Genomic DNA, 18,836 nt, shown 5'->3' on the forward strand with positions numbered 1-18,836 from the left:
AAGGCCCGATTCGGACTTGTTCGGAGGACGTGACAACATGCCGTCATGTCCTCCGCGCTGACCGATCTCTGCCCACTTCCGATCGTGCAGGCCCCCATGGCGGGCGGAATCTCCGTCCCGCAGCTCGTCGCCGCCGTGTCCGAGGCCGGCGGGCTGGGCTTCCTTGCCGCCGGGTACAAGACCGCTGACGGCATGTACCAGGAGATCAAGCAGATGCGGGCGCTCACGGGCCGCCCCTTCGGGGTGAACGTCTTCATGCCCCAGCCCGAATTCCCCGGCGCGAACGCCGGCGGCACCACGACGGCGGGCGCCGGGCATGCGTCCGCCGCGGTGGAGATCTACGCACAGCAACTGGCCGGCGAGGCCGCCTGGTACGAGATCGACCTCGGCGACCCGGACAGCGGCCGGGACGACGGCTACGAGGCCAAGCTCGCCGTGCTGCTCGACGACCCCGTACCGGCCGTGTCGTTCCACTTCGGCGTCCCGAGCCGCGACGTCATCGACTCGCTGCACCGGGTCGGCACCTTCGCCCTGGTCACCGTGACCACCCCGGAGGAGGCCCAGGCCGTGCGGCAGGCGGGCGCCGACGCGGTGATCGCGCAGGGCGTGGAGGCCGGCGGCCACCAGGGCACCCACCGCGACATCCCGGAGAACGACCACTCCGGCCTCGGACTGCTCTCCCTCGTCGCCCAGATCCGCGACGCCGTGGACATCCCGGTCATCGCGGCCGGCGGGATCATGCGCGGCACACAGATCGCCGCGGTCCTCGCCGCGGGCGCGGACGCCGCCCAGCTCGGCACCGCGTTCCTCGCCACCCCCGAGTCCGGCGCGTCCGCCCTGCACAAGCAGGCCCTGACCAGCCCCCTGTTCACCCGTACTGAGCTGACCCGGGCCTTCACCGGGCGGCCCGCCCGCGGCCTGGTCAACCGGTTCCTGCGCGAGCACGGCCCGTACGCGCCCGCCGCCTACCCCGAGGTCCACCACCTGACCTCGCCGTTGCGCAAGGCCGCCGCCAAGGCCGGTGACGCGCAGGGCATGGCGCTGTGGGCCGGACAGGGGCACCGGATGGCCCGCGACCTGCCCGCCGCCGAACTGGTCGAGGTCCTGGCGGCCGAACTCGCCGCCGCCCGGACAGCGTTGTCATCCGGAGGCGACCGGCGATGACGGCCCCGGTCTTCGTCGTCGAGAGCCTCCGCCCGGACGGCCACCGGTACGTCCTGGACGGGCCCGAAGGCCGTCACGCGGTCTCCGTCAAGCGGCTGCGCCCCGGCGAGGAGGTCGTCCTCACCGACGGCGCCGGACGGTACGCCGTGTGCGAGGTGACCGACACCGAGGGCAAGGACCGGCTGATCGTCCGCCTGACCTCGGTCTCGGAGGAACCGGAGGCCGCCCCCCGGATCACCGTCGTCCAGGCGCTGCCCAAGGGCGACCGGGGCGAGGTGGCCGTGGAGACCATGACCGAGGTCGGCGTCGACGCCGTCGTCCCGTGGCAGGCCGCCCGCTGCATCACCCAGTGGAAGGGCGAGCGCGGCCTGAAGGCGCTCGCCAAGTGGCGGGCCACCGCCCGGGAGGCCGGCAAGCAGTCCCGCCGGGTGCGCTTCCCCGAGGTCGCGGAGCCGGCGACGACCAAGCAGGTGGCCGCGCTGCTCGCCGCGGCCGACTTCGCCGCCGTACTGCACGAGAGCGGCCGGCAGCGGCTGGCCACCGCTGAACTCCCCGTCGACGGCGACATCGTGCTGGTCGTCGGACCCGAGGGCGGCGTCTCCCCGGAGGAACTGGCGGTCTTCGCCCAGGCGGGCGCCGAGCCGTACGTCCTCGGGAGCACGGTGCTGCGCACCTCGACCGCCGGGACCGCCGCCGCGGCCCTGCTGCTGGGCCGCACCGGCCGCTGGTCCTGACCCCGGCCCGGGCGGTCCCGGAGCGGTCTCACACGTACAGGTGACTGGCTGTCAACGGCCTACCGCGGCACCGCAGTCGATGGCACTCTGCCCTGCATGGGGGTATTGAGGCGGATTCGATGCGGGTTGCGCGGTACGCGGCTCGTGGCCGTGGCGGGGCTCGCGGTGCTGGCCGTGGGCGGCACGGTGGCCTGTCAGCCCGGCGGCCTGAACAGCGCGACGGCCGCCTACACCACCGACTGGACCGCGACGGCCCGGCTCGAACGGGAACACATCGGCGTGAGCTGGCTGACCTGCACCGGCGGTGACGCCACGCCGGGCCGCGGCACAGCGGCCGGCACACCGGCCGCCGGGGGGACGCCCTCCGCCACCGAGACCACCGTCGTCTCCGTCGACTGCCAGGGCCGGACGAAGGACGGCCGGATGATCACCGTCACCGGCCGGGTCACCCGGGCCGTCGGCGGCGCCTGCGTGCGCGGCGACCTCGTCGCCGCGGTGGACGGCAAGGAGCGGTTCCGCGCCGGCGGCCTGGGCGACTGCGACGCCACCCCCGGCCCGCCGTACACCCCGCCCGTCACCTACCGCCCTCCGTCCGTCACTTACCGTCCTCCGTCCGTCACGTATCGCCCCCCGGGCGGGCCGCCGCCGGCGCCCACCGTCACCGTGACCGTCACCCGTACCGTGTGGTGCGAGACGGACCCGAGGTGCCGGCCCGTCGCGGGCAAGTGATCCGAACCACGTCCATCGGCGGCACTTGCTGCATAGGGTGACCGGGTGACTGAGTCCATATCGACGGACGTGGCGAGCACGGCGGGTTCGGCCGACGTCCCCCGAGGGTCTTCGTATCTGCGTTTTCCCCATCTGCGGGGCGAGCTGGTCGCCTTCACCGCCGAGGACGACGTCTGGCTCGCCCCGCTCGACGGCGGCCGGGCCTGGCGGGTCACCGCCGACAACATGCCGGTGACCCACCCGCGCATCTCGCCCGACGGCACCGCCGTCGCCTGGACCTCCACCCGCGACGGCGCCCCCGAAGTGCATGTCGCCCCCGTCGCCGGCGGGCCGGCACGGCGGCTGACGCACTGGGGGAGCCCACGCACCCAGGTGCGGGGCTGGACGGCCGACGGGCGGGTCCTGGCGCTCAGCGCCCACGGCCAGCCGAGCACGCGCCGCAGCTGGGCCCGCGCCGTACCGCTGGACGGCGGCCCCGCCGACACCCTGCCGTACGGACCCGTCGGCGACGTCGCGTCCGGACCGGCCACCGTCCTGCTGTCCGCGCCGATGGGCCGCGAGGCCGCCTGGTGGAAGCGCTACCGGGGCGGCACGGCGGGCAAGCTGTGGATCGACCGGGACGGCGACGGGGAGTTCGTCCGGCTGCACGAGGAGCTGGACGGGAACATCGAGTACCCGCTGTGGGTGGGGGACCGGATCGCCTTCCTCTCCGACCACGAGGGCACCGGCGCGCTGTACTCCTCCCTCGCCGACGGCTCCGAACTGCGCCGGCACACCCCGCTCGACGGCTTCTACGCCCGCCACGCCGCCACCGACGGCACCCGGGTCGTCTACTCCAGCGCCGGCGAACTGTGGCTCCTCGACGGCCTGGCGGGCGCCGAACCACGGCGGCTCGACATCCGGCCGGGCGGGCCCGGCCTCGACCTCCAGCCGTACCCGGTGAACGCCACCCGCTGGCTCGGGGCCGCGTCCCCCGACCACACCGGGCGCGGCAGCGCGGTCTGCGTGCGCGGCGGCGTCCACTGGGTCACCCACCGCTCCGGCCCCGCCCGCGCCCTCGCCGCGCACTCCGGCGTGCGCGCCCGGCTGCCGCGCAGCTTCCGCGTGGACGGCGAGGAGTGGGCGGTGTGGGTGACCGACGCCGAGGGCGAGGACGCCCTGGAGTTCGCGCCCGCGACCGGCCTCACGCCCGGTGCCGTCCCCCGCAGGCTCGCCGCGGGACAGCTGGGCCGGGTCCTGGAACTGGCCATGGCACCCGACGGCAGCCGGGCCGCCGTCGCCGTGCACGACGGGCGGCTGCTGCTCGTCGAGCGGGAGACCGGCGAGGTCCGCGAGGTCGACCGCAGCGCCGACGGCGACGTCAGCGGGCTGGCCTTCTCACCCGACTCGGCCTGGCTCGCCTGGTCCCACCCCGGCCCGCACCCCCTGTCCCAACTGCGGCTCGCCCACACCACCGACCTGTCGGTCACCGAGGCGACCCCGCTGCGCTTCCGGGACTACGCGCCCGCCTTCACCCTCGACGGCAAACACCTCGCCTTCCTGTCCAACCGGTCCTTCGACCCGGTCTACGACGAGCACGTCTTCGACCTGGCCTTCGTGGTCGGCGACCGCCCGCATCTGATCACCCTGGCCGCGACCACGCCCTCCCCGTTCGGCCCGCAGCGGCACGGCCGGCCGTTCGAGACGCCCGACCGGGACGAGACCCCCGACAGCGAGGGCGCCCCGGCCACCCGTATCGACCTGGAGGGACTGGCCGACCGGATCGTCCCCTTCCCGGTCGAGGCCGCCCGGTACTCCAACCTGCGCGCCGCCAAGGACGGCGTGCTGTGGCTGCGCCACCCGGTGCGCGGTGTCCTCGGCGCCAGCCGGGCCACCCCCGACGACCCGGATCCCAAGACCGAACTGGAGCGCTACGACCTCGTCCAGCAGCGCATCGAGCACCTGGCCGCCGACGCCGGCCACTTCGAGGTCAGCGGCGACGGCAAACGCGTCCTGCTGTGGACCGACGACCGGCTCAGGGCCGTACCCAGCGACCGGCGGACCGGCCACGACGACGACGGCGACACCAGCGTCACCGTCGATCTCGGCCGGGTACGGCAGACGGTGGACCCGGCGGCCGAGTGGCGGCAGATGTACGACGAGGCCGGCCGCATCATGCGCGACCAGTTCTGGCGGTCCGACCTGGGCGGCGTCGACTGGGCCGGCGTCCTCGACCGCTACCGCCCGGTCCTCGCCCGGGTCGCCACCCACGACGACCTGGTCGACCTGCTGTGGGAGGTGCAGGGCGAACTCGGCGCCTCGCACGCCTACGTCATGCCGCGCGGCGGCTACGGCGGCGGCGCCCGCCAGGGCCTGCTCGGCGCGGACGTCTCCCGGCACCCGGACGGCAGTTGGCGCGTCGACCGGATCCTGCCCGCGGAGACCTCGGATCCGCGGGCCCGTTCCCCGCTGGCCGCGCCCGGCGCCGCGGTGCGCGCCGGGGACGCGATCGTCGCGGTCGGCGGCCGGCCGGTCGATCCGGTGACCGGTCCCGGCCCGCTGCTCGTCGGCACGGCCGGGCAGCCGGTCGAGCTGACCGTCTCCCCGGCCGGCGGCGGCGACCTGCGGCACACCGTCGTCGTACCGCTCGACGACGAGGAGCCGCTGCGCTATCACACCTGGGTGGCCGACCGGCGGGCGTTCGTCCACGAGCGCTCCGGCGGCCGGCTCGGCTATCTGCACGTGCCGGACATGCAGGCGCCGGGCTGGGCGCAGATCCACCGCGACCTGCGGATCGAGGTGGCCCGCGAGGGCCTGGTGGTGGACGTCCGGGAGAACCGGGGCGGGCACACCTCGCAGCTCGTCGTGGAGAAGCTGGCGAGGCGGATCGTCGGCTGGGACGTGCCGCGCGGCATGCGGCCCGTCAGCTACCCGGTGGACGCGCCCCGCGGGCCCGTCGTCGCCGTCGCCAACGAGTTCTCCGGCTCCGACGGCGACATCGTCAACGCGGCGATCAAGGCGCTCGGCATAGGCCCGGTGGTCGGCACCCGCACCTGGGGCGGGGTGATCGGCATAGACAGCCGGTACCGGCTGGTCGACGGCACCCTGATCACCCAGCCCAAGTACGCGTTCTGGCTGGAGGGTCAGGAGTGGGGCGTGGAGAACCACGGCGTGGACCCGGACGTGGAGGTGGTGCAGCGCCCGCAGGACTGGGTGGCCGGCCGGGACCCCCAGCTGGACGAGGCGGTGGCGCTGGCGCTGGCCGCGCTGGAGACCACTCCCGCGAAGACACCGCCGCGGCTGCCGTGAGGTCCGGCCCCCGCCGGCCCGGCGGGGCCGGGCACCCGCCGGAGGTGCGGGGAACCGCGCGGCCTGCCCGATGGCGCCGCAGCCGGCCGGCCCGGCTCCGGCGCTGTTCCCGGCAGCCCGGCGTCGGCGTTGATCCCGGCAGCCCGGCGTCGACCGCCCTCGCTACGATGCACCCGTACCAGATCATCCGGCGTGAGGAGGCACACGCATGGCAGGGGAGCAAGCGGACGGAGCGCCGCAGGACGACTGCCTGTTCTGCAAGATCGTCGCGGGGCAGATCCCGGCGACGATCGTCCGTGAGACCGAGACCACGCTCGCCTTCCGGGACATCAACCCCCAGGCGCCCACGCACGTCCTGGTGATTCCCAAGGCGCACTACCGCGACGCGGCCGCACTGGCCGCCGCCGCCCCGTCGCTCGCCGCGGACGTGCTGCGCGAGAGCAAGGCCGTCGCCGACGAGGACAAGTTGGAGAGCTACCGCACCGTCTTCAACACCGGCAGCGGTGCCGGCCAGACGGTCTGGCACGCCCACGCGCACGTCCTCGGCGGCCGCGGCATGCAGTGGCCCCCCGGATAGACCGCCGTGTCCGTCCGTGAACTGGTGGTGCTCGGCACCGCCAGCCAGGTTCCCACCCGGCACCGCAACCACAACGGTTACCTGCTGCGGTGGGACGGGGAGGGGATCCTCTTCGACCCCGGGGAGGGCACCCAGCGCCAGATGCTGCGGGCCGGGGTCGCCGCCCACGACCTGAACCGGATCTGCGTCACCCACTTCCACGGGGACCACGCCCTGGGCCTGGCCGGGGTGATCCAGCGGATCAACCTGGACCGGGTGCCGCACGCGGTCACCGCCCACTACCCGCGCTCCGGGCAGCGCTTCTTCGACCGGCTGCGGTACGCCACCGCCTACCGGGAGACCGTCGAGCTGACCGAAGCACCCGTGGACCGCGACGGCACCCTCGCGGCGACCCCCGCGTACACCCTCCAGGCCCGCAGGCTGTCGCACCCCGTCGAGTCGTACGGTTACCGCCTCGTCGAGCCCGACGGGCGGCGGATGCTGCCCGAACGGCTCGCCGCGCACGGGATCGCGGGACCGGACGTCGGACGGCTCCAGCGCGCGGGCGTCCTGCGCGGTGTCACGCTCGACGACGTCAGCGAGGTGCGCCGCGGGCAGCGGTTCGCGTTCGTCATGGACACCCGGCTGTGCGACGGGGTGCACGCGCTGGCCGAGGGCTGCGACCTGCTGGCCATCGAGTCCACCTTCCTGGACGAGGACGCCGAACTGGCTTCGGAGCACGGGCACCTGACCGCCGGTCAGGCCGCCCGCGCGGCCCGGGACGCCGGAGTTCGGCACATGGTGCTCACCCACTTCAGCCAGCGCTACCCGGACCCGGATCTCTTCGAGCGGCAGGCCCGGGCCGCGGGCTTCGAGGGGGAGCTGACCGTGGCGTACGACTTGCTGCGCGTGCCGCTTCCCAAGCGCCGCTGAGACAGCCGGGGCGCGGCGGTGCGGTGACCGGGTGCCGGCGCTGCGGTGGCCGGGGGCGGCGACGGGCAACCGGCTGCGCAGGCTCGGTGCCCGGGTGCGGCGACCGCATCGGCCGGCTCGGTCACTGCGGTGGTGCCCTGGTGACCATTGACGCCCGCCGTTCGCGTACCTAGCCTCTGTTTTCATATGTGGATGACGGCCGCGTGGGGAGATGGGCACGGGTGACCACCCAGACGGGCACGGCAGGGCACCTGGGCGACCAGGGAACCCGGCCGGCCACCGGACTCGACCTCGTGGGAGCCGCCCTGTGACCCGGGACCTGACCATCGCCGACATCCGGCTGACCCCGATCCTGGTCGCCGACCCGCCGCTGCTGAACACGCAGGGCGTGCACCAGCCGTACACGCCCCGGCTGATCATCGAGGTGATCACCGCGGACGGCGTCACCGGGATCGGTGAGACCTACGGGGACATCAAGTACCTGGAGCTGGCCCGGCCGTTCGCGCGGCGGCTGACCGGACGCCCGGTGTCCGACCTCAACGGCCTGTTCAGCATCGTGGACGAGGTCGCCGTGGACTCCACCCGGGTGAGCGAGGCCGTCGACGTCGGCGGCCTGCGCGGCGTGCAGACCGCCGACAAGCTCCGGCTGTCCGTCGTCTCCGGCTTCGAGGTCGCCTGTCTCGACGCCCTCGGCAAGTCGCTCGGCCTGCCCGTGCACGCGCTGCTCGGCGGCAAGGTGCGCGACGCCGTCGAGTACAGCGCGTACCTCTTCTACAAGTGGGCCGACCACCCCGAGGGCGTCGCCCACGAGCGGGACGACTGGGGCGCGGCCCTCGACCCGGCCGGGATCGTCGAGCAGGCACGGAAGTTCACGGACCGCTACGGCTTCACCTCCTTCAAGCTCAAGGGCGGCGTCTTCCCGCCCGCCGAGGAGATCGCCGCCGTACGCGCCCTGGCCCGCGCCTTCCCCGGCCGCCCGCTGCGGCTCGACCCCAACGGCGCCTGGTCCGTGCCGACCGCGCTGACCGTGGCGGAGGAACTCGCCGACGTCCTCGAATACCTGGAGGACCCGGCGCTCGGCACGCCCGCGATGGCCGAGGTCGCCGCCGGACTGAAGCGACCGGACGGCGGGCTTCCGCTGGCCACCAACATGTGTGTGACGACCTTCGCCGAGATCCAGGAGGCCTTCACCACGGGCGCCGTTCAGGTGGTGCTCTCCGACCACCACTACTGGGGCGGGCTGCGCAACACCCAGCAACTCGCCGCCGTCTGCCGGACCTTCGGCGTCGGCGTCTCCATGCACTCCAACACCCACCTGGGGATCAGCCTGGCCGCGATGACCCACGTGGCCGCCACCCTCCCCGACCTGCACCACGCCTGCGACACCCACTACCCCTGGCAGTCGGAGGACGTCCTGACCGAACGCCTCACCTTCACCGACGGCAGGCTCAGCGTGCCGGACGTGCCCGGCCTCGGCGTCGAACTCGACCGCGACCGGCTGGCGTTCCTGCACCGCCGGTGGGCCGACGACGACGGCGGGCTCAGGGAACGCGACGACGCGGCCGCGATGCGCGTCGTCGATCCCGGGTGGGTCACCCCGGCCGTCCCCCGTTGGTGACGTCCCCGTCGGTGCAGCCGCCGGCGTTGAGGTCGTCCCGAACGCCCAGGACGGCCGTTCCCCCGGCGGCACCCGGCCGTTCCCGCAGGCAGCAAGGGGCGGCGCCCCACCCGACCGTTCCCACGGGCCGCAAGGGGCGCCCTCGGGGGCCGGGGTGACAGCCGTCACGGAAAAAGGGTGCACACTGGCCTGATCCGTACCACGTCAGGGAGCGCACCGTGACCGCGTCCAACGCCTTTGCCGGAGAGGAACCGGAGCACCTCACCCAGCCCCAGCACGGGCAGGTCCACGTCGACCCGCTGGCCGCCCTGCGCGAGCCGGGCGACCCGCCCTGGGACGTCTACCTGACCGGCACCGTCTTCCTGGACATCATCTTCACCGGGCTCGACTCCGCCCCCGTGCGCGGCACGGAATCCTGGGCCCGCGGCATGGGATCCAGCCCCGGCGGCGTCGCCAACATGGCCGCGGCGCTGGCCCGGCTCGGCCTGCGGACCTCCCTCGCCGCGGCCTTCGGCGACGACCACTACGGCGAGTACTGCTGGGACGCGCTCGCCCAGGGCGAGGGCATCGACCTGTCCGCCTCGCGCACGGTCCCCGACTGGCACTCCCCGGTGACCGTCTCCATGGCCTACGAGAACGAACGCACCATGGTCTCCCACGGCCACGAGCCGCCCCCCGAGGAGACGGCCCCCGACTGCCCGCCACGCGCGCGTGCCGCGGTCGCGGCCCTGACCCCCGGCGTCCGCGCCCCCTGGATCGCCCAGGCCGCACGCGAGGGCACCCGCATCTTCGCGGACGTCGGCTGGGACGACACGGGTGCCTGGGACCTGGCCGGGCTCGCCGACCTGCACCACTGCGAGGCGTTCCTGCCCAACGCAGAGGAGGCGATGCGCTACACCGGCACCGCCTGCCCGCGGGCGGCGGCCCACGCGCTGGCCGACCACGTACCGCTCGCCGTGGTCACGCTCGGTGCCGAAGGCGCCTACGCGGTCGACCGGCGCACCGGGGAGACCGCCGAGGTCCCCGCCATCGCCGTGGAAGCCCTCGACCCGACGGGCGCCGGCGACGTCTTCGTGGCGGGCTTCGTCACCGGCACCCTGGCCGGCTGGCCGCTGGCGGACCGGCTGGCCTTCGCCGGACTCACCGCCGCGCTGTCCGTCCAGGAGTTCGGCGGCTCCCTGTCGGCCCCCGGCTGGGCGGAGATCGGGGCCTGGTGGCGGCGGGTGCAGTCGGTCGACGGCCAGGATCCGGCCGCGCTGCGGCGGTACGCGTTCCTGGAGCGGCTGGTGCCGGAGGAACGGATCCGGCGGTGGCCCCGCCGCCGCGCGGTCCCCACGATCGGTTTCGGCCGCTCGGCGTGACGCGGTCCGGCCCCCGCCCGCCCCACCGTGAGCCGTCCTCGTCCGCCCCGTCCCGTATCGCCTGGGGAAAAGTCCTACAGCGTTGTCAGTGCACCGTCGTAGTCTTGGAAGCGCGAGGCCGCCCTCAGCTATGCGGCCGTGACGAGGAGGAACCGCAGGCCTTAAGCGCCGGCCCATGACTCAGACACCCACAGCTCGCACCCCCGCGCAAGAGCAGGCGAGAGCACAGATCACGGTCCCCGCCCAGCACCCGATGGTCACCGTGCTGGGTTCCGGCGACTCCCTTCTGCGCGTGATCGAGACGGCCTTCCCGGCGGCCGACATCCACGTCCGGGGCAATGAGATCAGCGCGGTCGGCGACCCCGGTGAAGTCGCCCTCATCCAGCGCGTGTTCGACGAGATGATGCTGGTGCTCCGCACCGGGCAGCCGATGACGGAGGACGCAGTGGAACGCTCGATCGCCATGCTCAAGGCGAGCGAGAACGGGGAGAGCGACGGCCAGGAGACCCCCGCCGAGGTGCTGACGCAGAACATCCTGTCCTCGCGCGGCCGCACGATCCGTCCCAAGACCCTCAACCAGAAGCGCTACGTCGACGCGATCGACAAGCACACGATCGTCTTCGGCATCGGCCCCGCAGGCACCGGCAAGACGTATCTCGCCATGGCCAAGGCCGTCCAGGCGCTGCAGTCCAAGCAGGTCAACCGCATCATTCTGACCCGCCCCGCGGTCGAGGCGGGCGAACGCCTCGGCTTCCTGCCCGGCACCCTCTACGAGAAGATCGACCCGTACCTGCGCCCGCTGTACGACGCCCTGCACGACATGATCGACCCGGACTCGATCCCGCGGCTGATGGCGGCGGGGACCATCGAGGTGGCGCCGCTGGCGTACATGCGGGGCAGAGCGCAACCGACCTTCACAAACGTCCTCACACCGGATGGCTGGCGCCCTATCGGCGACATCGAGGTCGGTGACCTGGTCATCGGGTCGAACGGCGAGCCGACGCCGGTTCTCGGTGTGTACCCGCAAGGCGAGAAGGACGTCTACCGGGTCACCGCGCAGGATGGCTCATGGACCTTGTGCTGCGCCGAGCATCTCTGGACGGTCAGGACACGCGACGACAAGCGCCGCGACAAGCCGTGGCGCGTCCTGGAGACGCAGGAGATGATCGGCAACCTGCGGGCGGCGCACCATCGTCGGTACGAGCTGCCGTTGCTCACCGCGCCGGTCTGCCTGCCGGAGCGCGAAGTGCCGATGGACCCGTATGCCCTCGGACTCTTGCTGGGCGACGGTTGTCTCACGGGCTCCACCACTCCTTCGTTCGCCACGGACGATCCCGAACTGGTGACAGCGCTGGAGAGCGCGCTGCCAGGTGTTGTCCTACGTCATCGCGGCGGACCTGACTACGTCCTGAACCGGGTGAAGTCGCCAGGTGACGTGGTGACTCTGGAGAATCCGGTCACGCGGACCATGCGTGCCCTGGATCTGCTGGGTTCCAGGTCGTACAGCAAGTTCGTCCCGGACGACTATCTTCACAACTCCGCCGAAGTACGGCTGGCCGTCCTACAGGGCCTGCTGGACTCCGACGGCGGGCCGGTCACCCAGAGGGACCGCACGTGCCGCATCCAGTACACGACGACCTCGATCCTGCTCCGTGATGACGTGATTGCGCTGGTCCAGTCGCTGGGCGGTGTCGCGTACACCCGACGTCGCACGGCCGAGGGACGGAACCAGAGCACCGCAAGGGGCGCTCATCGCCGCGACGCCCACGTTGTCGACATCCGCCTCCCCGAAGGCGTCGAACCCTTCCGCCTCGCCCGCAAGCGCGACAAGTATCATGCGGCCGGGGGCGGCGGACGTCCGATGCGGCTCATCGACAGCATCGAGCCCGCGGGCCGGGAGGAAACGGTCTGTATCCAGGTGGCTGCCGAGGACTCGCTCTACGTCACCACGGACTACCTGCTGACCCACAACACCCTCAACGACGCCTTCATCATCCTGGACGAGGCCCAGAACACCAGCCCCGAGCAGATGAAGATGTTCCTCACCCGGCTCGGGTTCGACTCCAAGATCGTGATCACCGGTGACGTGACCCAGGTGGACCTGCCGAACGGCACCAAGTCAGGTCTGCGGCAGGTCCAGGACATCCTGGAAGGGCTGGACGACGTCCACTTCTCCCGGTTGTCGTCCCACGATGTCGTACGGCACAAGCTGGTGGGCCGTATCGTCGATGCGTACGAGAAGTACGACAGCAAGCACGGCATCGAGAACGGCACGCACACGGGCGGCCGGGGCAAAGCCGGGCGCAAGGGGAAGTAGACAAGCACAGCACCATGTCGATCGACGTCAACAACGAGTCCGGCACCGAGGTCGACGAGCACGCGATCCTCGACATCGCCCGCTACGCGCTCGCGCGGATGCGCATCCACCCGCTCTCCGAGCTCTCGGTGATCGTCGTGGACACCGATGCCATGGAACAGCTGCACATCCAGTGGATGGACCTGCCGGGCCCGACCGATGTCCTGTCCTTCCCCATGGACGAGCTGCGGCCGCCCGGCAAGGACGAGGACGAGCCGCCGCAGGGGCTCCTCGGCGACATCGTGCTGTGCCCGGAAGTCGCCACGAAGCAGGGGGCGGAGGCCCCGACGCAGCACTCCATGGACGAGGAACTCCAACTGCTCACCGTCCACGGAGTGCTGCACCTGCTCGGCTACGACCACGAGGAGGCCGACGAGAAGGCCGAGATGTTCGGCCTCCAGGCGGCCATCGTGGACGGCTGGCGTGCGGAGAAGGGCCTGACCGGCCCGTCTCCCGCGCCCACGGTCTCCTAGGCGGGTCCGTCATGAGTGCGCAGATCGTCCTCGGCGCGGTCGCGCTGGTCGTCGTCGCCTGGCTCGCCGCCTGCGCGGAGGCGGGCCTCGCGCGCGTGTCCAGCTTCCGGGCCGACGAGGCCGTGAAGTCCGGCCGCCGCGGCAGCGCCAAGCTCGCCCAGGTGGCCGCCGACCCCACCCGTTACCTGAACGTCGCGCTGCTGGTCCGGGTGGCCTGCGAGATGGCCGCGGCGACCCTGGTGACCTACGCCTGCCTACAGGCGTTCCCCGGCTCCACCGCCGAGGCCCTGCTGGTCGCGGTGGCCGTCATGGTCCTCGTGTCGTACGTCGCCGTCGGCGTCTCCCCGCGCACCATCGGCCGTCAGCACCCCCTCAACACGGCCACCGCGGCGGCCTATGTGCTGGTGCCGCTGGCCCGGGTGATGGGCCCGATCCCGCCGCTGCTCATCCTCATCGGCAATGCGCTCACCCCCGGCAAGGGCTTCCGGCGCGGCCCGTTCGCCTCCGAGGCGGAGCTGCGCGCGCTGGTCGACCTGGCCGAGCAGGAGTCGCTGATCGAGGACGAGGAGCGCCGGATGGTGCACTCGGTGTTCGAACTCGGTGACACCCTGGTGCGGGAGGTCATGGTCCCGCGGACCGACCTGATCGTCATCGAGCGGTACAAGACCATCCGCCAGGCGCTCACCCTGGCGCTCAGATCCGGTTTCTCGCGCATCCCGGTCACCGGTGAGAGCGAGGACGACATCGTCGGGATGGTGTATCTGAAGGACCTGGTCCGCAAGACGCATATCAGCCGTGAGGCGGAGAGCGACCTGGTGTCCACGGCCATGCGGCCCGCCGTCTTCGTACCCGACACCAAGAACGCCGGCGATCTGCTGCGGGAGATGCAGAAGGAGCGCAATCACGTCGCGGTCGTCATCGACGAGTACGGCGGCACGGCCGGCATCGTCACCATCGAGGACATCCTGGAGGAGATCGTCGGCGAGATCACCGACGAGTACGACCGCGAACTGCCGCCCGTGAAGGAACTGGGCGACGACCGCTACCGGGTCACGGCCCGTCTGGACATCACCGACCTCGGCGAGTTGTACGGGATCGAGGAGTACGACGACGAGGACGTGGAGACGGTCGGCGGGCTGCTCGCGAAGGCACTGGGCCGGGTGCCGATCGCCGGTGCCTCGGCTGCCGTGGAGCTGCCGGACGGCCGGGAGGTGCGGCTGACGGCGGAGGCCGCGGCCGGACGCCGGAACAAGATCGTGACCGTGCTCGTGGAGCCGCTGAGCCCGGCGGAGGAGCCGGCCGAGGAGGACGAGTGACCCCGGTGGAGCTGCGTGCGTTCTGCCTGTCCTTCAACGCGTCGGTGGAGGACTTCCCGTTCGGCCCGGAGCACTCGGTCTTCAAGGTACTGGGCAAGGTCTTCGCGCTGACCCCCCTGGACACCCGCCCCTTGAAGGTCAGCCTCAAGTGCGACCCGGAGGACGCGGTCCGGCTGCGTGCCGACCACCCGGGCCTGATCGTGCCGGGCTGGCATCTGAACAAGCGGCACTGGAACACCGTCACGGTCGACGGCGGACTCCCGGGCCGGCTCGTCCGGGAACTCGTCGAGGATTCGTACGACCTTGTCGTGGCCGGTCTGCCACGAGCCGACCGACTCCGCCTCGACCGCTCCTGAGGGCCTGTCCCCGAGGCGCCTGTCCTGAGCAACCCGTGCCCCGGGAGTCCGTGTCGGGGGTCCGTGCCCGGGGCGGACCCCCTGTCGCGGTCCGGCCGGTGGGGGTCTTCGTATGCTCGGGGCATGACCGACAGCACCGGGCTCGGCCCCGAGGACCGCAAGATCGTCACCCTGGCCCGTTCCACGCGGGCCCGCAACGGCGTGCCCGAGGGCGCGGCGGTACGGGACGAGACCGGCCGTACGTATGTCGCCGGGACCGTCGACCTCGTCTCGCTCCGGCTCAGCGCCCTGCGCACGGCGGTGGCGATGGCGGTGGCGTCCGGGGCGACGTCGCTGGAGGCGGCGGCGGTGGTGACCGAGGCGGAGGGTGTGTCCGCGGAGGACCTGGCGGCCGTCCGGGATCTCGGCGGACCGGGCACACCCGTGCTGGTGGCCGGGGCCGACGGGACCGTGCGGCTGACCTTGCCGGCGGGCTGACCGGAGCGGCTTCGGAGGATCGAACAGCCCGGCCGTCCCGTCCCGCCGATCCCCCTTCGTCCCCGGCCGGCCGCGGTCGTCCGGGCCGTCGGCTGAATAGGCCGGATTTCCACCTTGCCGCCGCCGTTGCCCCGCGCATCAATGGAACCGCAAGTTCCCGACGGACCGTCAGATCCTGGCCCCCGCAGAGTGCCCGCACCCACCTGATCCGGGGCCTGTCCGTCGGCGCGCACCTCCCATCCATCTCCACATGGCATTCCCAGACAACGGGAAGGGAGCCGGATCCCCATGAGAGGCAAGCGAACAGCAACTGGTGCGGCACTGGCAGTCGGGGCCCTCGCGGTCACCGGGCTGGCCTTCGCGCCCACCGCCCTGGCGGTGGCCCCGACGTCGGCGACGATCACCGCGGACTGCGGGACCTTCGGCGGCGGCCCGGCCACGCTCACCGCCACGCAGAGCGGCACCTCGGCCACCATCTCCCTCAGCTCCACCGCGGTCACCGTGCCGCTGGCGCTGGCGAAGGACTCGATCACGTCCAAGCTGACGCTCGTCAAGGCGAGCGGCGGCACGGTGGTGTTCAGCGGCAAGAAGAACCCCGCCATGGCCGCCGGTGACCCCGTCTCCGTCGGCCCGCTCAGCGGCACCGTGGCCTCCGGCGACAGTCTGGAGTCCTTCGGCGGCTCGCTGCAGATGACGGTCTTCGGCATCAACATCACCTGTAAGGCGACCGCCAAGCAGGCGCCGGGACCGTTCGTGTTCGACTGAGCCCGCTGAACGACCCGACGGGCAGTCGCGGCAGGAAAGTTGACACATTGTCAGTTTTCCTGCCGCTTCTCCATTGACTTCTCACGCGGCCTCCACATCAATGGCCCCCTGGCTGCGCAGCCGAGCCGCTGCGCCCGCAACCCTCAGGAGGGGGCCCATGGGTTCGACACTCCGAAGATCCGCACGGTGGCGCTGGGCATCGCTGCTCGGCGCGACCGCGCTCGCGGTCACCGCGGGCGGTGCCCTGGCCTGCCCGGCAGGCGCCGCGGGCAGCAACGTGGACTTCGCCACCCACTGCATTCCGCCCGACATCGCGGGCCTGCCGCCGATCGACGGCACCACCACCGCGAACATCTCGGTGGACAACACGAGTCCCGAGGTCGGCGACACCGTCACCGTGACCTACACCGTGGTCACGGCCGCCGCGAGCAACCCCACCGACCTCGCCCTGCCGGCCGACATCATGACGCCGACCGGGAAGGTCACCCTCGGCGGCGCGCAGAGCGGAAGCATGACGGTCGCGGGGCCGAAGAAGAACCCACCCGTGCCGGGGAAGGGCGTTTTCCCGTCGTTCTCCATGACGGGGACGTTCACCGTCACCTCGCCCGGCGCGATCACCCTCTCGCCCGGCGACTACAACATCCACACCAGCTACATTCTCGAACTGGACACGCCCTGCACGGTCACCGACCCGCCCGCCCCGGTGTCCGAGACCGTCACGGCGACCTCCGGCACCCCCGCCAACACCCGTGCCATCTCGCTGAGTTCGGCCTCGGGTGACCCGGGGAGCGCGGTGACCGTGAGCGGCAGCGACTTCACGCCGGGCGCGAGCGTCACGCTGGCCGGGCGGTCCGGGGCCGCGCAGACCGCGGACACGGCGACCGTGACCGCGAACGCCCAGGGGTCCTTCAGCGGTTCCCTCGTCGTCAACGACCCGGCCACCACCGGGATCGTGGCCTACGAGGGCAGCGCCTGGAACGCCGACGTGGGCGCCGGACCGGCGGCCTACGTAGTCAACGACACCACGCCGGTCCCCGACGGCAGCCAGAAGCTGACCACCACCGTCAAGGCGGGCACGCTGTCCATGTCCCAGGCCGGTGACGCCGTCGCGCTGTCGGCGGTCGACTTCGGCCAGGGCGGCGCCTCGACGGGCGACCTGCGGACGGTGACCGTCAAGGACTTCCGCGGCGGGCCCGCGGGCTGGTCCCTGACCGGCAAGGTCACCGACTTCACCGGTCCCGGCGGCAAGATCGGCGCCGGGAAGCTGAGCTGGTCTCCCGCCTGTGCGACCAAGGCGGGCAGCCCGAGCACCTGCGCGGCCGGTTCGCCGGGCACCGTGGGCGCCTCGGGGGCCACGCTGGCCCAGACCCCCGACGGGACGCTCACCGGCGGTGAGTTCACCGTGGACGCCGGGCTGTCCCTGGACGTACCGGCGTTCACGCCTCCGGGCGCGTACTCCGGCGTCCTCACGCTCACCCTCACCTGACCGCATCCGACACCGGTGGCCGGGCGCCCATCCACCCGGGTCCGCACCCGGAGGGGTCCGCACCCGCCCGACCGCCACGACCTACGCCCGTGGGGGTCCGCACCCATGCGCAAGCCGTACGCCCTTCTGCTGAGCCTGTGCTGTCTGCTCCTCGGCCTCACGGCCACGCCCGCGCGGGCCGCCGACAACGGCAGCTGGTCCGTCTACCCGGTCTCCTCCGAGGTCGCCGCGCGCCCGTACTTCTACCTCTCCGCCGACCCCGGCCGGCGCATCGACGACGAGGTGGCCGTCGCCAACAAGACCGCCGAACCCCTCACCTTCCGGCTGTACGCGGCCGACGCCTACAACACCGCCCGGGACGGCGGCTTCGCCGTGCGGACGGCCGGCGAGCGGATGCGGGGGGTCGGCGCCTGGGCGAAGCCCGCGAGGTCCCGCGTCACCGTCCCCGGGCACCGCACCGTCAAGGTGCCCTTCACGCTGCGCGTCCCCGCCGGTGCCGAACCGGGCGACCACCCGGGCGCGATCGTGGCGATCGACGAGCGGATCGACCCGGGCGCCGGATCGGTGGCGCTCGGTGTCCGGCGGGCGGTCGGTGCCCGCGTCTATCTGCGGGTGAGCGGCCCCGCGGTGCCCGCGCTCGCCGTCGAGGACGTCCACGTCGCCCACCGTCAGCCGCTCGTCCCCGGCCTCGGCGACAGCACCGCGACCGTCTCCTACACCCTGCACAACACCGGCAACGTGACCCTGGACCCGAAGGTGGAGCTGACGGCGCGGGGCCTGTTCGGCCGTACGCTGCTGACGCGCGGCCTGACCGGGATGCCCGCCGAACTGCTGCCCGGGCAGCGGGTCCGCCTCACCGAGCCCTGGCGCGACGCGCCGCAATTCGACTGGGGGAAGGTCACGTTGACGGCACACGCCACCGGCACCCGGCAGTCGGCGAGCGCCGCGTTCCTCGCCCTGCCGTGGCTGGTGGCGGCGGTGGTGGGCGCCGCGGCTGTGGTGGGCGCCGCCCTCCTGGCCCGGGCCCGCAGAGCACGCCGGTCCCACGCCCCCCACCCGTCCGCACCCGGACAGGCACCACGACCGACGGAGACCGCGACAGGCCGCGTACGTCCTTGACGTCTGCCGGTGGTCGTGGATGCCTGCCGGTGTCCGCGACGGGTCGTGTACGACACTGATGCCCGCCCGCCGGCGCTCGCGGCGTGCCGTGTACGACACTGACGC

At 72.8% G+C, this 18,836-nt stretch carries 16 protein-coding genes; all 16 read left to right on the forward strand.

The features are described from left to right. The first annotated feature begins 45 nt into the window (after positions 1 to 45). The 16 genes from ACFYPJ_RS02485 to ACFYPJ_RS02560 all read left to right on the forward strand — a co-directional run bounded on the left by ACFYPJ_RS02485 (position 46) and on the right by ACFYPJ_RS02560 (position 18,731). Complete coding sequence (locus ACFYPJ_RS02485; protein ID WP_389009182.1) at positions 46 to 1,164, forward strand: nitronate monooxygenase; 1,119 nt, start codon at positions 46 to 48, stop codon at positions 1,162 to 1,164. Continuing rightward, the gene (locus ACFYPJ_RS02490) at positions 1,161 to 1,898 is read left to right on the forward strand and encodes a 16S rRNA (uracil(1498)-N(3))-methyltransferase (protein WP_389009185.1); all 738 of its coding nucleotides are present in this window, start codon (positions 1,161 to 1,163) and stop codon (positions 1,896 to 1,898) included. Before ACFYPJ_RS02485 ends, ACFYPJ_RS02490 begins: the two co-directional genes overlap by 4 nt. A gap of 96 nt (positions 1,899 to 1,994) precedes the next feature. Further along, the gene (locus ACFYPJ_RS02495; RefSeq protein ID WP_389009188.1) at positions 1,995 to 2,627 is read left to right on the forward strand and encodes a hypothetical protein; all 633 of its coding nucleotides are present in this window, start codon (positions 1,995 to 1,997) and stop codon (positions 2,625 to 2,627) included. Positions 2,628 to 2,771: 144 nt separating this feature from the next. After that, entirely contained in the window at positions 2,772 to 5,915 is a 3,144-nt protein-coding gene (locus ACFYPJ_RS02500) for a S41 family peptidase (RefSeq protein ID WP_389010114.1), read from the forward strand. A 208-nt stretch (positions 5,916 to 6,123) separates the two neighbouring features. Next, positions 6,124 to 6,492, forward strand: coding sequence for a histidine triad nucleotide-binding protein (locus ACFYPJ_RS02505; RefSeq protein WP_389009191.1), 369 nt, complete (start codon positions 6,124 to 6,126; stop codon positions 6,490 to 6,492). Between the two features lie 6 nt (positions 6,493 to 6,498). Further along, positions 6,499 to 7,404, forward strand: a complete 906-nt coding sequence (locus tag ACFYPJ_RS02510) for a ribonuclease Z (protein ID WP_389009194.1) — start codon at positions 6,499 to 6,501, stop codon at positions 7,402 to 7,404. A 307-nt stretch (positions 7,405 to 7,711) separates the two neighbouring features. After that, positions 7,712 to 9,022, forward strand: coding sequence for a glucarate dehydratase family protein (locus ACFYPJ_RS02515; protein ID WP_389009197.1), 1,311 nt, complete (start codon positions 7,712 to 7,714; stop codon positions 9,020 to 9,022). 218 nt (positions 9,023 to 9,240) lie between these two features. Beyond that, entirely contained in the window at positions 9,241 to 10,383 is a 1,143-nt protein-coding gene (locus tag ACFYPJ_RS02520; RefSeq protein ID WP_389009200.1) for a carbohydrate kinase family protein, read from the forward strand. Positions 10,384 to 10,558: 175 nt separating this feature from the next. Beyond that, positions 10,559 to 12,700: a PhoH family protein gene (locus ACFYPJ_RS02525; RefSeq protein WP_389009202.1), complete on the forward strand. Its 2,142-nt coding sequence runs from the start codon at positions 10,559 to 10,561 to the stop codon at positions 12,698 to 12,700. Between the two features lie 14 nt (positions 12,701 to 12,714). Next, entirely contained in the window at positions 12,715 to 13,212 is a 498-nt protein-coding gene (gene ybeY, locus ACFYPJ_RS02530; protein ID WP_389009205.1) for an rRNA maturation RNase YbeY, read from the forward strand. A gap of 11 nt (positions 13,213 to 13,223) precedes the next feature. Continuing rightward, positions 13,224 to 14,528, forward strand: a complete 1,305-nt coding sequence (locus ACFYPJ_RS02535; RefSeq protein WP_389009208.1) for a hemolysin family protein — start codon at positions 13,224 to 13,226, stop codon at positions 14,526 to 14,528. Continuing rightward, a complete protein-coding gene (locus ACFYPJ_RS02540) occupies positions 14,525 to 14,884 on the forward strand; it encodes an MmcQ/YjbR family DNA-binding protein (RefSeq protein WP_389009211.1) in 360 nt (119 codons plus the stop codon). The genes ACFYPJ_RS02535 and ACFYPJ_RS02540 overlap by 4 nt, the downstream gene beginning before the upstream one ends. Positions 14,885 to 15,007: 123 nt before the next feature. Then, positions 15,008 to 15,361 carry a cytidine deaminase gene (locus tag ACFYPJ_RS02545; protein ID WP_389009214.1) on the forward strand — a complete coding sequence of 118 codons (354 nt, stop codon included), beginning with the start codon at positions 15,008 to 15,010 and terminating at the stop codon, positions 15,359 to 15,361. 288 nt (positions 15,362 to 15,649) lie between these two features. Further along, positions 15,650 to 16,126, forward strand: a complete 477-nt coding sequence (locus ACFYPJ_RS02550; RefSeq protein ID WP_389009217.1) for a hypothetical protein — start codon at positions 15,650 to 15,652, stop codon at positions 16,124 to 16,126. A gap of 157 nt (positions 16,127 to 16,283) precedes the next feature. Next, entirely contained in the window at positions 16,284 to 17,612 is a 1,329-nt protein-coding gene (locus ACFYPJ_RS02555) for a beta-xylosidase (RefSeq protein WP_389009220.1), read from the forward strand. A gap of 105 nt (positions 17,613 to 17,717) precedes the next feature. Then, the gene (locus ACFYPJ_RS02560; protein WP_389009223.1) at positions 17,718 to 18,731 is read left to right on the forward strand and encodes a WxL protein peptidoglycan domain-containing protein; all 1,014 of its coding nucleotides are present in this window, start codon (positions 17,718 to 17,720) and stop codon (positions 18,729 to 18,731) included. Positions 18,732 to 18,836: the final 105 nt, after the last annotated feature.

Origin of the sequence: Streptomyces sp. NPDC006012 (assembly GCF_042871185.1) — a bacterium.
Classification (GTDB): Bacteria; Actinomycetota; Actinomycetes; order Streptomycetales; family Streptomycetaceae; genus Streptomyces.

Excerpts from the sequence above, each read along its gene's own strand:
- ACFYPJ_RS02560 (WP_389009223.1), top strand. The coding sequence starts at position 17,718 with ATGCGCAAGCCGTACGCCCTTCTGCTGAGCCTGTGCTGTCTGCTCCTC.
- ACFYPJ_RS02555 (WP_389009220.1), top strand. The coding sequence starts at position 16,284 with ATGGGTTCGACACTCCGAAGATCCGCACGGTGGCGCTGGGCATCGCTG.
- ybeY (WP_389009205.1), top strand. The coding sequence starts at position 12,715 with ATGTCGATCGACGTCAACAACGAGTCCGGCACCGAGGTCGACGAGCAC.
- ACFYPJ_RS02525 (WP_389009202.1), top strand. The coding sequence starts at position 10,559 with ATGACTCAGACACCCACAGCTCGCACCCCCGCGCAAGAGCAGGCGAGA.
- ACFYPJ_RS02495 (WP_389009188.1), top strand. The coding sequence starts at position 1,995 with ATGGGGGTATTGAGGCGGATTCGATGCGGGTTGCGCGGTACGCGGCTC.
- ACFYPJ_RS02505 (WP_389009191.1), top strand. The coding sequence starts at position 6,124 with ATGGCAGGGGAGCAAGCGGACGGAGCGCCGCAGGACGACTGCCTGTTC.
- ACFYPJ_RS02485 (WP_389009182.1), top strand. The coding sequence starts at position 46 with ATGTCCTCCGCGCTGACCGATCTCTGCCCACTTCCGATCGTGCAGGCC.
- ACFYPJ_RS02535 (WP_389009208.1), top strand. The coding sequence starts at position 13,224 with ATGAGTGCGCAGATCGTCCTCGGCGCGGTCGCGCTGGTCGTCGTCGCC.
- ACFYPJ_RS02490 (WP_389009185.1), top strand. The coding sequence starts at position 1,161 with ATGACGGCCCCGGTCTTCGTCGTCGAGAGCCTCCGCCCGGACGGCCAC.
- ACFYPJ_RS02545 (WP_389009214.1), top strand. The coding sequence starts at position 15,008 with ATGACCGACAGCACCGGGCTCGGCCCCGAGGACCGCAAGATCGTCACC.
- ACFYPJ_RS02550 (WP_389009217.1), top strand. The coding sequence starts at position 15,650 with ATGAGAGGCAAGCGAACAGCAACTGGTGCGGCACTGGCAGTCGGGGCC.